The sequence below is a fragment of the Methylobacterium bullatum genome (genome assembly GCF_014845095.1).
GTDB lineage: Bacteria > Pseudomonadota > Alphaproteobacteria > Rhizobiales > Beijerinckiaceae > Methylobacterium > Methylobacterium bullatum.
Map to the genome: position 1 here is coordinate 1 of NZ_NKUG01000043.1, position 14,641 is coordinate 14,641.

Consider the following 14,641-nt stretch of genomic DNA (forward strand, 5'->3'; position numbering starts at 1 on the left):
CCTCGCCCCCGCCCCGACCATCCTCGATCCGGTTTTCGTCAGCCATGGTGCATCCTGCTTTCATGTGGTTCCGCGCCGGGCTTTTCCGACCGCCGGCCTTCATTCAGAATCGCGATGATAGGTGTTCTCGAACCGCTTGCGCGAGGCCGCCGGACTGCGGCGCGGCGGCCTCAGTCAAGCGTCAAACCGACATATCCACCGGGCAAGCTCGCTTTTTTCAACCGAAGTCTTTACACAGCCTGACTCTCCGCGCGAATGCGGCCCCGTTTCCGAAGGGTTCGCCAGCGCGTCTTGCCGGCCCTCGTCTTTTGAGGGCGGGATGCGGAGACGACAAGAGCGAACCGACGTCCGCGAAGGCCGCATCCGAGCAACAGGGAACGCGAAATGCCCACCATCGCCCTCGTGGACGACGATAGAAACATCCTCACCTCCGTCTCGATCGCCCTCGAGACCGAAGGCTACCGGATCCAGACCTATACCGACGGCGCCTCGGCCCTCGACGGCCTGAAGCACTCGCCCCCCGATCTCGCGATCTTCGACATCAAGATGCCGCGCATGGACGGGATGGAGCTGCTGCGTCGCCTGCGCCAGAAATCCGACCTGCCGGTGATCTTCCTCACCTCGAAGGACGAGGAGATCGACGAGCTCTTCGGCCTCAAGATGGGCGCCGACGACTTCATCCATAAGCCGTTCTCGCAGCGCCTCCTGGTGGAGCGGGTCAAGGCCGTGCTTCGCCGCTTCGCCCCCAAGGACGGGCCGGGCGCCGCCGCGCGCGAGGCCGATGCCGCCGCCCGCTCCCTGGAGCGCGGTCTGCTGATGATGGACCCGGAGCGGCACACCTGCACCTGGAAGGGCGAGGCCGTTACCCTCACGGTGACCGAGTTCCTCATCCTGCAGGCCCTGGCCCACCGGCCCGGCGTCGTGAAGAGCCGCAACGCCCTGATGGATGCGGCCTATGACGATCAGGTCTACGTCGACGATCGCACCATCGACAGCCACATCAAGCGCCTGCGCAAGAAGTTCAAGGTGGTCGACACCAACTTCGACATGATCGAAACCCTGTACGGCGTCGGCTACCGCTTCAAGGAAGGCTGAGCGCGACTCACGGACGTCGAACTCCCTCGAGAACCTCACCGCCACGCGCCGCCCGCTCGAACGGACGGGTTTCGCCGTCGCATGGCGGTGTTTACGGGCGTCGCGTGGCGGTGGTTTTGCTGCAGCGATGGCGCCCCTTCCGGGCAAAATCTCCAACTTCGGACGATCGTGGATTCCCAAGACCAAGCCGACGCTCCGCAACGCGGCCTCCTCTCCCTGCCGCGCACGATCTGGCGCGGCATCGGCCAGCGCGCCTCCTCGAGCCTGACGCGCCGGATCGTCGTCCTCAACCTCGTCGGGTTGATCGCCCTCCTGTTCGGCTTCCTCTACCTGAACCAGTTCCGGCAGGGACTGATCCAGGCGCGGGTGCAGAGCCTGCTGATCCAGGGCGAGATCATCGCCGGGGCGATCTCCTCCTCGGCCTCGGTGGATACCGACGCGATCCGCATCGATCCAGACAAGCTGCTCCAATTGCAGGCCGGAGAAGGCGGTGCGGGCGACGACACCCCCTCTCCGCTCACCTTTTCCCTCAACCCCGAGCGGGTGGCGCCGCTCCTGCGCCGTCTCATCACGCCCACCGGCAACCGCGCGCGGGTCTACGACCAGGATGGCGGCCTGCTGTTCGACACCCGCACGCTCTCGGCCCGCGGCGAGATGGGCCGCAGCGACGGCATCGTCGTGCGGAGCAAGCACAACTTCCTCGAACAGGCCTGGGAGTTCGTCCAGGCCAAGCTGTTCGGCACCGCCCGCACGTCGGTCCTGGAAGAGGTCGGCCCGGCGAGCGGCCACAGCCTGAAGGAAGTCCAGGTCGCCCTCGGCGGCGCTCGCGGCACCCTGGTCCGCCGCAACGAGGCCGGGGAGACAAACGTCTCCGTGGCGGTCCCGATCCTGCGGTCGGGGGCGGTCCGCGGCGCGCTGATGCTCTCGACCCAAGGCGGCGACATCGACCGGGTCATCGCCTCGGAGCGGTTCGGCCTGCTCCAGGTCTTCCTCATCGCCGCCTCCGTGATGCTGGTCCTGTCGATCCTGCTGGCCGGGGCCATCGCCGGCCCGGTCCGCCGCCTCGCGGACGCCGCCGAGAAGGTCCGCCTCGGCATCAAGTCGCGCGAGGAGATCCCCGATTTCACCGGCAGGACCGACGAGATCGGCCACCTGTCAGGTGCCCTGCGCGACATGACCCAGGCCCTCTATCGGCGCATCGACGCCATCGAGAGCTTCGCCGCCGATGTCAGCCACGAGCTGAAGAACCCCCTCACGTCCCTGCGCAGCGCCGTGGAGACGCTCCCCCTCGCCAAGTCCGACGATTCCCGTTCGCGCCTGCTCGCCATCATCCAGCACGACGTGAAGCGCCTCGACCGCCTCATCAGCGACATCTCCGACGCCTCGCGCCTCGATGCGGAGCTCGCCCGCGCCGAGGCGCGCAAGGTGGACCTGCACAAGCTGATGACGACGGTGGTCTCCGTCGCCAACGAGCGACGGCGCCCGAAGGACGCGCTCATCCAGTTCGACGTGGACACGCCGCCCGGCGACGTGGAGGCGCCCTTCATGATCTTCGGGCATGACAGCCGGCTCGGACAGGTCGTCAACAACCTCCTCGACAACGCCCGCTCGTTCTCACCCCCCGATGCCAAGGTGCGGGTGGCCCTGCGCCGGGTCCGCGCCGAGGTGGAACTGATCGTCGAGGACGAGGGCCCCGGCATCCCCGAACACGCCCTGGAGAGGATCTTCGAGCGCTTCTACACCGACCGGCCGGAGCAGGGGTTCGGCCAGAATTCCGGCCTCGGCCTGTCGATCTCGCGCCAGATCGTCCAGGCCCATCGCGGCACGATCAGGGCCGCGAACCGCCCCGGACCCGCTGACGAGAACGGCGAGGCGACGGTGCGCGGCGCGCGGTTCGTCGTGCGCCTCCCCGCGGCGTCCCGCTAGGCACGCCGGCCCGTGGAGCGGCCCCCTCCCGCATCGACCCTCACGGTCCACGCCACCTGCCTGGTGCTGGGTGAAGCCGGCATCCTCATCAGGGGCGAATCCGGCGCCGGCAAATCGTCCCTGGCCCTCGCTCTCCTCGACCGGGCGCGGCAGGAGGGCGGCTACGGCGCGCTGGTGGGCGACGACCGTATCGGGCTCACCCCCCATCACGGACGCGTGGTCGCTCGCGGCCACCCCGCCCTTCACGGGTTGATCGAGATCCGGGGCATGGGGCTCGTCCGGGCATCGCCGCTGGCCGATGCGGCCGTCATCCGCCTCGTTGTCGATCTCGTCGGGACGCTGCCGCGACTGCCCGACACGCCCATGGATTCGGTCGATGTCCTTGGCGTCGCGATTCGCCGGATCATGCTGGACCGCAACATCCGCGACCGCGCGTTGGCGCCGGGTCTCGTGCTCTGTGCTCTCATCCCCAGTGCGAGCGTTGCCCCACGGACGCACCTCCGCACCGTCTCATGCGAATTCGGCTCTCCCATATAGCGTGGCGCCCACCCACATGACATGATCCTGGGGCTAGGAGACGCAAAACGTCACTCTCGTCTTGCGTCCGACCTTGCGCTGCACAAAATGGCGGCTCCCACTGGGTGTCGGAACACGCGTCTATGATTGGAATGGTGCTCGTCACCCACGGGCTGCTCGCCACCGAGTTCAAGGCTGCCCTTGAACACGTGGTCGGTCCGCAAAAGCAGATCGAGACGATCACGATCGGCCCCGACGACGATATGGAGCTTCGCAGGCTCGACATCGTCTCAGCCGTGGACCGGGTCGATACCGGCAAGGGCGTCGTCGTGCTCACCGACATGTTCGGCGGCACGCCCTCCAATCTCGCCTTGTCCTGCATGAATGGCGGGACCGTGGAGGTGGTGGCCGGAATCAACCTTCCGATGCTGATCAAGCTCGCCAGCGTGCGCGATGCCGAGCCCCTGGGGGATGCGGTGCTCCATGCCCAGGAGGCGGGCCGGAAGTACATCAACGTCGCCTCGCGCGTCCTCGCCGGCAAATAACACGTCCGCGAGACGAACGGACTTTCCCAAACATCCTCTGTCGGCTTATCAGGCAAGCGTGGCGATTTCGCGCGGCGTTGTCCCGGCTCGGCCGTGCCATCACTGGACGAGGATCGGGCCGGGCTCACCGTTGGCGCGCCGGGCACAGGGACGGGACAGGGACGGCACAGGCCCATGAGCGACGCTTACGACGACGACGATGTCGAGCCCGAGATCACGGTCCCGGAGGGCGGCCATTTGAGGATCCTTCCGGTCATCAACCGGCGCGGCCTGCACGCGCGGGCCTCGGCCAAGTTCGTGCAGACGGTGGAGAAGTTCGAGGCCGCGGTGACCGTCACACGCTCGGGCGAGACCGTGGGCGGACGCTCGATCATGGGCCTGCTCACCCTCGGCGCGGCACAGGGCACCTCTATCGCCGTGGTGGCCTCTGGCAGCGACGCCGAAGCCTGCCTCCAAGCCATCACCGACCTCCTCGCCAACAAATTCGGCGAGGACGAATAGGCCGGGAGCGGCCTTTGATATCCGAAGCTTATGGGGTCGTCAGGCCGCCCGCGTCTCGGCTTGCCGCCATACGATCGAGCCCGGACCTGCGCCGAGGCGCAGGACCGCGGCGACGATGACGCCATCCTTGCGCGCGAAGTCGACGCTGGTCTGGCGCCTCTGGGCGAAGCGCCGCGTCACCACCCTGACCATGGACGAGGCGGACGGATCCCGCACGATCGGGTTTCCGGACACCCGCGCATCGAACGAGAGATAGGTCTCGACGGCATCGCGGATGCGGAAGGGCTCGGTGATGCGCTCGATCTCGACGCCATCACGGGTCCACGGTCCGGCAAGCCGCACGCCCACGCGATCCCGCGCCGGCACGACCTGGGCATCGGACGCATCCGAAAGAAGGACCGTCTCCTCCGGTAGGGGCACCGCGGGGGGCGGTATCATGATCAGCGTCGAGCGGGGATGGACCGCCTTGACCGCCGCACGCAACGCGCCCTCGACCTCATCGAGGAACCCGGGCTCGATGGTGGGCGCGACGACCGGACCGGGCGGATACCAGCCCTGTGCCCGGCCATTGCCCCACAGGCCGTGCGGCATGGACAGGGGAATGACGCCGCGCAGGCGTGCGAGCTCGCCCTGGCCGCTCCATGCGAAGGCGAAGACGAGATCGCGACCGCCGGATTGGTGCACGGCCGCGGTGAGTAGGTAGTCCGGGTCGGCGTAGATCGGTTCCGGCCAGCGGATACGGGTGAGGAGCGCGCGCCACGCGTCGATCTCCACCGGCTCCACCACGTTGGGCCGCCTTAAGACGATGCGACACTCCTCCGCGTCGACACCCGTCCCGATTCGCCCCGCTTCGACGAACCGGCCACCCTCGATGATGCTCAGCCCCTGTCTCATTCGGCGATTCCGCTACCGATGTGTTCCGAAATGGAACATCATCCTAGGCCATAAGGCCAAGCATGGTATATAGAATCAAAATGAATGCCGCCCAGCTATTCTCGAAATAGGACGGCCTCTGCCGAAGAGACCGGTGAACTAGCCCCCGGGGATCGCCAGCGGATTGGCCGTCAGCGCGGCGGCATCGGGCGCATCGATCCTCGGACGCCCCAGAAAGGCATCCCACAGGCCGGTGACGAAGGCCGGATCGAGATCGCGCACGATCAGGACGAGGCGAGAGCGGTGATCGTCGTCGGGCCATGCGGCGAGCTGGACCGGCATATGGATCACGTGCTGGACGCCGTGGACCACCACGGGACGATCCGGTTCGTCGGCGAGCGCCACCAGCCCCTTCAGGCGCAGGAGCTTCGGGCCGTGGCCGGACCGCAGGAGATCGAGGAACATCTCGAAGGCGGCCCGCTTCACCGGCACGTCGCTGGTGAGGGTGAAGGCCCGGATCGCGGCGTCGTGCCGGTTCACGTCGTGATGGTGGTGGCCGTGATGATGATCGTGGTCCGGGAAGGCCTCGGCGCCGAGCCAGGCGCGGACATCCGCGCTCTTGCCGTCCAGACCGAAGAACCCGCCGAGAAGCTCGGCCGGCGCCACGTCGGGACCATGAATGGGCGCCGTGGGATTGAGAACCCGGAGGCGGTCGCGCAGGGCGTCGCTTCCCGTGTCGACGAGATCCTCCTTCGCCAGCACGATCCGGTCGGCCACGGCGGCCTGGCGCACGGCCTCGGGATGAGCGTCGAGGGTGGATGCGCCGTTGACCGCGTCCACCACGGTGACGACGGCCTGCAGCCGGTACCGCAGGGCGAGATAGGGATGGTAGATCAGCGCGTGGAGGATCGGGGCCGGGTCTGCAAGGCCCGTCGTCTCGATGACGACTCGCCGGAACGGCGTGATGCGGCCGTTGTCGCGCTTGCGCAGCAGATCTTCGAGGGTGGCGATGAGGTCGCCGCGCACGGTGCAGCACAGGCACCCGGCGCCGAGCAGGATCATGTCCTCGTCCACCGTCTCGATCAGCAGGTGATCGAGGCCGATCTCGCCGAACTCGTTGACGATGACCACGGTGTCCGACAGGGCCGGATCGCGCAGCATCCGGTTGAGGAGCGTGGTCTTGCCGGCTCCGAGGAAGCCGGTGAGCACCGTGAGTGGGATCGGCTCCGGACGACGGGGATCGTCGTTGGGAGACGTAGGCTGGGAGGGATTGGGCATGGAACCGGCCTACCCCGCCGCCGCCGCCGGCTCAATCCTCGGCGGATCGCGCAGCGGAGGTCTTGCCGGTGCCTGATGCCTTGGCGGCGCTTTTTGCAGACTTGGCCGCAGGCTTGGCCGTGGACTTGTCCGCAGCCTTCGCCGCAGGCTTTTCCGGGGCCTTGTGCGCCGGCTTCGTCGCGGCTTTCGCAGCGGGCTTCTTGCCGGCCTCGGCCTTGGCGGACGATTTCGTGCCGCCCGCGATCACCGGAGTCGTCTCCAGCGGAGCGTAGGCGCTGGCTGTGGCCGGCACGGCGCCCTTGCCGTTCGCGGCCGGCTTGGCGAGCCTCGATGCCTCGCGCTTGGCGTTCGCGGCCTCGAGCTTCGTCTTGCGGGCCTCCGCGATCTTGGCGGCGCGTTCCGCCTTCTCGGCCTCGGCCTGCTCGTTCAGGGCGATGGCGCCTTCGGCCGGATCGCGGCCGATCCAGACCAGGATCGGCTGCAGGGGCGCGCGCGGTGGCAGGGCACGGCCCTTCAGGGAGCCGTTGTTGAGGGTGGCGAAAGCGAGCGCCGAGCCCACGGGCGCGGCGGCGGCGAGGATCGAGGCATTCTCGCTGCCGGCCTGCGAGGCGATGGGACCGGGGCCTTCGTCGACCGGCAGGGCCTTGCGCTTGTCGCAGATATAGGGGCGCAGGTCCGGCGGCTCGGAGATGGCGGAAGCGGGCAGGGAATCGATGGTCTGCGCGGTCCATCCCGCCGATTGGCCAAAGCCGTAATCGAACAGGTCGGACGCTTTGAGGTCGCGCTCGCGGGCGCTCGGCTGGCCCATGACGATGGTGATGAGACGGCGGCCGTTGCGGGTGGCGCTGGCCACCACGTTGAAACCGCCCGAACAGATGAAGCCGGTCTTCATGCCGTCGGCCCCGGCATAGCGGCCGAGCAGGCCGTTATGGTTGGCCATGATCGACTTGCCGAACTGGATCGCGCTGATCGAGAACAGGGCGCGGTTGTCTGGAAAGTCGCGGATCAGTGCCCGGCCGAGCACCGCCATGTCGCGGGCCGAGGTCCATTGCCGGGCATCCGGAAGGCCGTTGGGATTGGTCCAGCGGCTCTCGCGCATGCCGATCCGGGCGGCGGTCTCGTTCATGAGGGCGGCGAAGCCTTCGACCGAGCCGCCGAGATTCTCGCCGATCGCCCAGGCGACATCGTTGGCCGACTTGACCATGATGATCTTCAGGGCGTTGTCGAGGGTCAGCTGCGTGCCTGGCCTGAAGCCCATCTTCGAGGGTGGCTCGGCGGCGGCGGCGGGCGAGATGGTGATGAGGGTGTCGAGCGAGACCTTGCCCTGCCGCACCATGTCGAGAGCGACGTAGGCGGTCATCAGCTTGGTGATGGAGGCGGGGAACCACGGGTCGGTGGCGCCCTGAGCGTAGATGACCTTGCCGGAATCGACCTCGACCACGAGGATCGGCGCCGTCACCGCGCCGGCCGCACCCGCTCCGAGCAATCCCGCGGCCGTGGCGAGACCAAGAACGAGGCGGCGCAACAATCGGTTCGACATCAGGCCCGTCTCGAAAGGGAACGCCCCGACGCCATCATGGCCGGTCCGTCCGAAGAAAAATAGCGCAATGGCCGAGCTTTGGCGAGGGATGCCAGCCTTCGGCCATCCCTGCGAGAGGGCTCGGCGCGAATGCCCATCAACGCCGTCTCCATGGCGAGACCATGGCATGCGGCCGAACGATTGGTGCGATGCACAGGTCCGGACGGGCGGACGTTGCCGCGCGCGCATGGTTGCGTTGGGCTCCGCGCCATGGCCTCGGAGCGAGGAGGCGTCTATGGGCTGTCCCATTGCGTCGCGATGTCGGAGGCAGGCCGTTGCCCCGCGCGGGACGGGGTCTTCCGGGGAGATCGGCTGAGAGAGCGATGGGCTACGCGGTCAAGGAACTGTTCCACACCCTCCAGGGTGAAGGAGCCCAGGCGGGCCGGGCCGCGGTGTTCTGCCGGTTTTCCGGCTGCAATCTCTGGTCCGGCCGCGAGGAGGATCGCGCCACGGCCGCCTGCACGTTCTGCGATACGGATTTCATCGGCATGGACGGCGAGGGCGGCGGGCGCTTTTCGACGCCGGAGGCGCTCGCCGACGCCATCGCCGCCACCTGGGAGGGCGGCGCCACGCATCATTACGTGGTCTTCACCGGCGGCGAGCCGCTGCTGCAGCTCGACCCCGCACTGATCGCGGCGGTGCACGCGCGCGGCTTCGAGATCGCGGTGGAGACCAACGGTACCCTGGCGGCCCCCGAGGGGATCGACTGGATCTGCGTGAGCCCGAAGGCCGGCAATGCCCTGGTCCAGACCACCGGGCACGAGTTGAAGCTCGTCTACCCCCAGGACGACGCGCGTCCCGAGCGCTTCGCCGCCCTCGACTTCCGCCACCACTGGCTCCAGCCCATGGACGGGCCCGACCGCCTTGCCCATACCCGAGCGGCGGTGGAGTATTGCCGCCGCGACGCGCGCTGGCGGCTCTCGCTGCAAACCCACAAGATCATCGGTATCCCGTGACCCCCTTCCGTGACCTTGTGCCGGTCAGTTCGGCGCGCGGAGAACCTCAGAGTCGACTGTCATGAAGATCACCCAGGCCTTCACCTTCGAGGCGGCGCATCGCCTGCCCAACGTGCCCGAGACGCATCGCTGCCACCGGATGCACGGGCATTCCTACCGGGTCGAGCTGACGATCTCCGGCGCCGTGGACCCGGCGACGGGCTGGGTGGTGGACTTCTTCGAGGTGGAGCACGCCTTCGCGCCGATCCTGGCCCAGCTCGACCATTACTGCCTCAACGAGGTCGAGGGGCTGGAGAACCCGACCGCCGAGCATATCGCGGCCTGGATCTGGCATCGGACGAAGCCCGCCCTGCCCGGCCTGTCCTCGGTCAAGGTCATGGAGACTCCGATGTCCTGGGCCGAATACGAAGGCGAAGCCTGACCATGAGCGACGACGGTGCCCTGGTCCTGTTCTCCGGCGGACAGGATTCCACCACCTGCCTCGCCTGGGCGCTGGAGCGCTTTCCCAGGGTGGAGACCCTTGGCTTCGACTACAACCAGCGCCACCGGGTCGAGCTCGACGGGCGGGCGCCCCTGCGCGAGACGATGGCGGCCATGAACCCGGCCTGGTTCCGGCGTCTGGGCCGCGACCACACCATCGCCCTCGATGCCCTGGGCAAGGTCTCCGAGACCGCGCTCACCCGCAGCACCGAGATCGCCTTCGAGGCGGGCGGCCTGCCCAACACCTTCGTGCCCGGCCGCAACATCATCTTCCTGACCTTCGCCGCGGCACTGGCCTACCGCCGGTCGCTGGGCCACATCGTCGGCGGCATGTGCGAGACGGATTACTCCGGTTATCCCGATTGCCGGGACGATACGATCAAGGCGCTCCAGGTGGCGCTGAACCTCGGCATGGACCGCCGCTTCGTCCTCCACACGCCGCTCATGTGGATCGACAAGGCCGAGACATGGAAGATGGCCAAGGACCTCGGCGGCCAGCCACTGGTGGACCTCATCGTCGAGGACACCCACACCTGCTACCTCGGCACACGTGGGGAACGCCACGCCTGGGGCTACGGCTGCGGCACCTGCCCCGCCTGCGACCTGCGGGCGAAGGGCCATGCGAAGTTCGTGGCCGAGGCGGTGACGGAGTAGAGTGGGCGCCTGCGCCGTCGCGGACAGCGGGACCCCTTCGCCGTGCCGGGCTCCCCACGCCATTTCTTTCGCGAGACGATCAGCGACATCCGTCCTGTTTCAGGACTGGATTCAGGTGCAGATCAAATATTCAATGATTAGATCATAGAAGTCGTGTGATAATTGACAGCCGATTCTTCATCGGCGAAAAAGGATCAGGCGCCATTGCACGACCGGAGGGTGCCGTGCTGGAAATCATATTTTGGATCTCTGCCTTTGTTTCGATTTTTGGTAGCATAGGATTGATCGTTATATTCTTATGGCCTGAAAAGCGGCAGCACATCGAGTGGGACGACAATTCGATCGATTGAATGAAAACCATAAGAATGCTTGTCCCGGAGGATGGATCTTCGGGACAAGCACATCGATTCGGATGCCCGATTTCGTCGAATGGGTCTCGGTTCCAAGCGGACGCGTTGGTCGAGTGCGCCTGGGGCGCGATGTCCGCCTCGGTGATATCGGCCCATAGGATATCGCTGGTATTGCCCGTATCCTCGCTGGGCGAGTTGGTGACCGGCCCGCCGGCGGATCGGCTTGGCGAATGCGTCGACAATCATCCCTCGTCGCCCCGGATTGCCGGAGGTTACCGGGCGCCCTTGGCGCCCAGGACCGCCGAGACCGTTCCCATCAGGATGTAGAGGTCGAGCCACGGCGACCAGTTGCGGATATAGTAGGTGTCCTGGCTGCGTTGGACGTGGAGATCGCCGTCGCTTCTCGACGAGATCTGCCAAAGGCCGGTCAGGCCGGGCGGCACGCTGGTGCGAAGCGCACGGAAATCGGGATCGAACCCGTCCATGTGATAGGCCGGAAACGGCCTCGGACCGACGAGGCTCATGTCGCCGCACAGGACGTTCCAGAGCTGGGGCAGCTCGTCCAGGCTCGTGCGCCGGATGAAATGCCCGACCTTCGGCAGGATTCGCGGATCGGCGGAGAGCTTGAAGAAGCGCTGCCATTCCTCGCGGGCCGCCGGGCAGGATTCGAGGTGGGCGTGCAGCCGGCGCTCCGCGTCGGAATACATCGTCCGCAACTTCAGGACCCGGATCGGCCGTCCATGCCGCCCGACGCGGATCTGGACATAGAACGGGCTGCCCGGATCGAGGCTGCGGATCGTTACGGCGAGGATCGCGATCACCGGAATGGCCACGATCAGGCCGAGGCCTGCGAAGGTGCAGTCGATCACGCGCTTGAGGGCGAGGTTGCGCGGCCGGTACAGTTCGCGCCGGATCTCGAGGCCGATGGCGCTACCGAGGGGTTGCACCTGCACCCACATGTTCTGCAACTCGTGGATCTGCTGGGCGAGGACCGTGCGTGGAGCGGGCGCCCCGCCCGCCCCCTTGCCGTCATACAGGGCGAGGGTGGCGCAGGACGAGAACAGCAGCACCTCCACCGGCACCGCCGGCATCTCGTCGATCATGCCGAGGATGGGCAGTCCCTCTATCCGCACCGGCTCCTGCCCGCGCTCGGCGAGGAAGCCCACCGGCCGAAACCCGAGTTCCGGCTGGGCGAGGAGCGTGTCGGCCAGGCTGCGCCCGGCGGTGTCGGTCCCCACGATCACGGTGAGAGCCCCCCAGAGCCTCCACCGGATCAGGGCGCTTCGCAGCGCGGATTCGCCATAGAAGCCGATCACCACCAGGAGCGCCGATACCACCGCGATCTCGGCAACGCCCCGCGCCGACGGCCCCTGAGCGCTCACCACCAGCAGGCAACTGATCGCGTAGATGCAGACCCCGAGGACGCGCAATCGCAACCGCTCCGGGGGGCTCGGCCCATAGCTGGAATAGAGCCCGAACACCGCCAGGATGAGCACGACGCCGACAGGGGGAATCGGCACCGGGGTGGAGGGTCCCAACCAATCCGTCAGTGGCGGCCAGCCGGTCAGCAGCCAGGGCACGACGCCGGCAATGCCCGAGAAGAACAGGTCCCCCCCGACCAGAACCGTCGTGACGATGGCCCGCCGCCGTCCGGGCCGGAGTTCGACCTCCACCGGTTTGATCCGCTCGACCGCAGGGCCCGCGAGAATGATGCTGTCGGTGGTGCTCATGGGAAGCCATTCCGAAAGTTCGAGGCCATACCGGCCCTGGAACGAGAGAAGGCGGGACACCGTGGCCACGGGGGCGAGGCCCGGCACGGCCCGGGAGCGGGAATCACCCGGGCCGATGAGGCGGCGGGGCCGGCATCGCCGGGGAGGCCCCACCCCTCATGCGGGAGGCGAACCAGGTCCTGAGAAGCTGCCCGGCAGCGAGCAGCAGGAACAGGGGGACGATCTTCATGTAGCGGGCGAAGAGCCTTTTCGGTTCGCTCACGAGGCGGAACAGCCATTCGAGGCCTCGCTTCTGCATCCAGACCGGGGCCTGCCGCTTGGTGCCCGCCAGGAAATCGAAGGCTGCCCCGACGCCGATCATGACCGGCGCATCGATGCGTCCGAGATGGGAGGCCATCCAGTTTTCCTGCTTGGGGGTACTGAGGCCGACCCAGACGATGTCCGGCCGCGCGGCATTGATCTGTGCCACCACCGCCTCGTCCTCCTCCCGCGACAGGCTCCGGAACGGAGGGCAGCAGGTGCCGACCACGGACAGTCCCGGATTTGCATTCCGGAGGCGGGCGCTCAGCGCCTCGGCCACACCGGGCGCTCCGCCGTAGTAAAAATGGCGATAGCCGCGGGACGGCGACAGGCGCGTGATCGCGCGCATCAGGTCGGGGCCATAGACCCGCTCGGTCGAAGTGTGGCCAAGGAGCCGCGACATCCAGACGAGGGGCATGCCGTCCGGCGTCACGAGATCCGCCGCGTTGTGGATCGCGAGCAAGTGCGGATCGCTTCTGCTCTCGATCACCCCATGGGCCCCGGTGATGCAGACGTAATGCGGCTTGCCCGAGCGGACGAAGGCATCGATGGCCGCAATGGCGTCCGCGAAGGTGATGGCGCTGACGTCGAGCCCGAGAATCTCGGCGCGCGGCAGTTCCCAGCCCCCGGCAGGGGCGGGTGAAGCCCCCGCCGTTTCCGCGCCCGTCAGCTCGACCGCGTGGCGGCGGCGGGTTTCCGGACGCACGGATCGCGCCCGGCGATTGAGATCGGCGCCACTCGGCGTGAGATCGTCGGTCATCCCGCGACCTGCGTCAGGGGTTCGGAGCGGGCCAGTTCGCGCAGGGCATGAATCGGCGAGCCCTTCTGGATGAGCCGCGCTTCGAAATACGCGATCGTCCGCACCAGACCGGTGTCGAGATCGACCCGGGGCGACCATCTCAGTTTCTCCCGGGCGCGGGAGATGTCGGGGCAGCGCCGCCTCGGGTCGTCCTGGGGCAAGGGCCGGCATTCGATCGTCGAGCGCGAGTTGCAGAGTTGCACGATGCGTTCGGCCAGGGCGAGGACGTTGATCTCGGACGGGTTGCCGAGGTTGACCACGTCGCCGGGCTCCTCCTCCACCGCCATCAGCCGGAGCAAGCCTTCGACGAGATCGTCCACGTAGCAGAACGACCGGGTCTGGGAGCCGTCGCCGTAGATCGTGATCGGCTGATGCGTCAGCGCCTGGACGATGAAGTTCGAAATCACCCGGCCGTCCTGCGGATGCATGTTCGGCCCGTAGGTATTGAAGATCCGCGCCACGCGCACCGACATCCGATGCTGGCGGCGGTAGTCGTGGAACAGCGTCTCGGCGCAGCGCTTGCCCTCGTCGTAGCAGGCGCGCGGCCCGACGATGCTGACATGGCCGCAATAGCTCTCGGGCTGCGGGTGAACGTCCGGATCGCCATAGACCTCGCTGGTCGAGGCCTGGAGGATGCGGGCGTGGAGGCGCTTGGACAGGCCGAGCATGTTGATCGCCCCCATCACGCTGGTCTTCGTCGTCTGGACGGGGTCCCGCTGATAGTGAACCGGAGAGGCCGGGCAGGCGAGATTGTAGATCTCGTCGACCTCCACGTAGAGCGGGAACGTCACGTCGTGGCGAAGGAGCTCGAAGGATTGGTGTGTGAGCAGCTTATCCAGGTTCGAGCGCGCACCTGTCAGGAAATTGTCGACGCAGAGAACTTCGTTTCCCTGCTTGATCAGCCGTCCACAGAGATGAGACCCGATGAACCCGGCCCCACCCGTTACGAGGATGCGCTTCATTGTCGGTGCCCCTCCGGCTCATTCCCAGGACCGACGATCGTCGCGTCCGAGACTGGAACGAGCGTTCCGTCGGTGATCTCGCTCGACCGTCCCCTCG

Annotated in this window: 14 protein-coding genes; 8 read left to right on the forward strand and 6 right to left on the reverse strand. The window is 67.3% G+C overall.

What is annotated here, in order from left to right; translation table 11 throughout:
* Positions 1-384 precede the first annotated feature (384 nt).
* The 5 genes from MBTS_RS06090 (at position 385) to MBTS_RS06110 (ending at position 4,583) form a co-directional block, all read left to right on the forward strand.
* Positions 385-1,095, forward strand: a complete 711-nt coding sequence (locus MBTS_RS06090) for a response regulator transcription factor (RefSeq protein ID WP_018046124.1) — start codon at positions 385-387, stop codon at positions 1,093-1,095.
* A 168-nt stretch (positions 1,096-1,263) separates the two neighbouring features.
* Complete coding sequence (locus MBTS_RS06095) at positions 1,264-3,021, forward strand: sensor histidine kinase (RefSeq protein ID WP_018046125.1); 1,758 nt, start codon at positions 1,264-1,266, stop codon at positions 3,019-3,021.
* A gap of 12 nt (positions 3,022-3,033) precedes the next feature.
* A complete protein-coding gene (locus tag MBTS_RS06100; protein ID WP_147831396.1) occupies positions 3,034-3,558 on the forward strand; it encodes an HPr kinase/phosphorylase in 525 nt (174 codons plus the stop codon).
* 122 nt (positions 3,559-3,680) lie between these two features.
* Positions 3,681-4,082 carry a PTS sugar transporter subunit IIA gene (locus MBTS_RS06105; RefSeq protein ID WP_026176340.1) on the forward strand — a complete coding sequence of 134 codons (402 nt, stop codon included), beginning with the start codon at positions 3,681-3,683 and terminating at the stop codon, positions 4,080-4,082.
* A gap of 174 nt (positions 4,083-4,256) precedes the next feature.
* Positions 4,257-4,583, forward strand: a complete 327-nt coding sequence (locus tag MBTS_RS06110) for an HPr family phosphocarrier protein (protein WP_018046128.1) — start codon at positions 4,257-4,259, stop codon at positions 4,581-4,583.
* A gap of 39 nt (positions 4,584-4,622) precedes the next feature.
* On the opposite strand, the gene MBTS_RS06115 is transcribed toward MBTS_RS06110, so the two are convergent.
* The 3 genes from MBTS_RS06115 to MBTS_RS06125 form a co-directional block, all read right to left on the reverse strand.
* A complete protein-coding gene (locus MBTS_RS06115) occupies positions 4,623-5,477 on the reverse strand; it encodes a hypothetical protein (protein ID WP_018046129.1) in 855 nt (284 codons plus the stop codon).
* Positions 5,478-5,615: 138 nt separating this feature from the next.
* On the reverse strand, positions 5,616-6,734 hold the full coding sequence (locus tag MBTS_RS06120; RefSeq protein ID WP_147831398.1) for a CobW family GTP-binding protein: 1,119 nt from the start codon (positions 6,732-6,734) through the stop codon (positions 5,616-5,618).
* A 31-nt stretch (positions 6,735-6,765) separates the two neighbouring features.
* Positions 6,766-8,274, reverse strand: a complete 1,509-nt coding sequence (locus MBTS_RS06125) for a D-alanyl-D-alanine carboxypeptidase family protein (protein WP_147831400.1) — start codon at positions 8,272-8,274, stop codon at positions 6,766-6,768.
* 362 nt (positions 8,275-8,636) lie between these two features.
* Here MBTS_RS06125 and queE point away from each other — a divergent pair, with 362 nt between their 5' ends.
* The 3 genes from queE (at position 8,637) to queC (ending at position 10,403) form a co-directional block, all read left to right on the forward strand.
* Positions 8,637-9,269, forward strand: a complete 633-nt coding sequence (gene queE / locus MBTS_RS06130; RefSeq protein WP_056146971.1) for a 7-carboxy-7-deazaguanine synthase — start codon at positions 8,637-8,639, stop codon at positions 9,267-9,269.
* A 61-nt stretch (positions 9,270-9,330) separates the two neighbouring features.
* Positions 9,331-9,690, forward strand: coding sequence for a 6-carboxytetrahydropterin synthase QueD (gene queD / locus MBTS_RS06135; RefSeq protein WP_147831402.1), 360 nt, complete (start codon positions 9,331-9,333; stop codon positions 9,688-9,690).
* A 2-nt stretch (positions 9,691-9,692) separates the two neighbouring features.
* Positions 9,693-10,403 carry a 7-cyano-7-deazaguanine synthase QueC gene (queC, locus tag MBTS_RS06140; protein ID WP_018046134.1) on the forward strand — a complete coding sequence of 237 codons (711 nt, stop codon included), beginning with the start codon at positions 9,693-9,695 and terminating at the stop codon, positions 10,401-10,403.
* A gap of 622 nt (positions 10,404-11,025) precedes the next feature.
* Here queC and MBTS_RS06145 read toward each other — a convergent pair.
* The 3 genes from MBTS_RS06145 to MBTS_RS06155 form a co-directional block, all read right to left on the reverse strand.
* Positions 11,026-12,483, reverse strand: a complete 1,458-nt coding sequence (locus tag MBTS_RS06145) for an exopolysaccharide biosynthesis polyprenyl glycosylphosphotransferase (protein WP_238253685.1) — start codon at positions 12,481-12,483, stop codon at positions 11,026-11,028.
* A 103-nt stretch (positions 12,484-12,586) separates the two neighbouring features.
* A complete protein-coding gene (locus tag MBTS_RS06150; protein WP_147831406.1) occupies positions 12,587-13,543 on the reverse strand; it encodes a WecB/TagA/CpsF family glycosyltransferase in 957 nt (318 codons plus the stop codon).
* Positions 13,540-14,544, reverse strand: a complete 1,005-nt coding sequence (locus MBTS_RS06155; protein WP_018046137.1) for a UDP-glucuronic acid decarboxylase family protein — start codon at positions 14,542-14,544, stop codon at positions 13,540-13,542. The genes MBTS_RS06150 and MBTS_RS06155 overlap by 4 nt, the downstream gene beginning before the upstream one ends.
* Positions 14,545-14,641 lie beyond the last annotated feature (97 nt).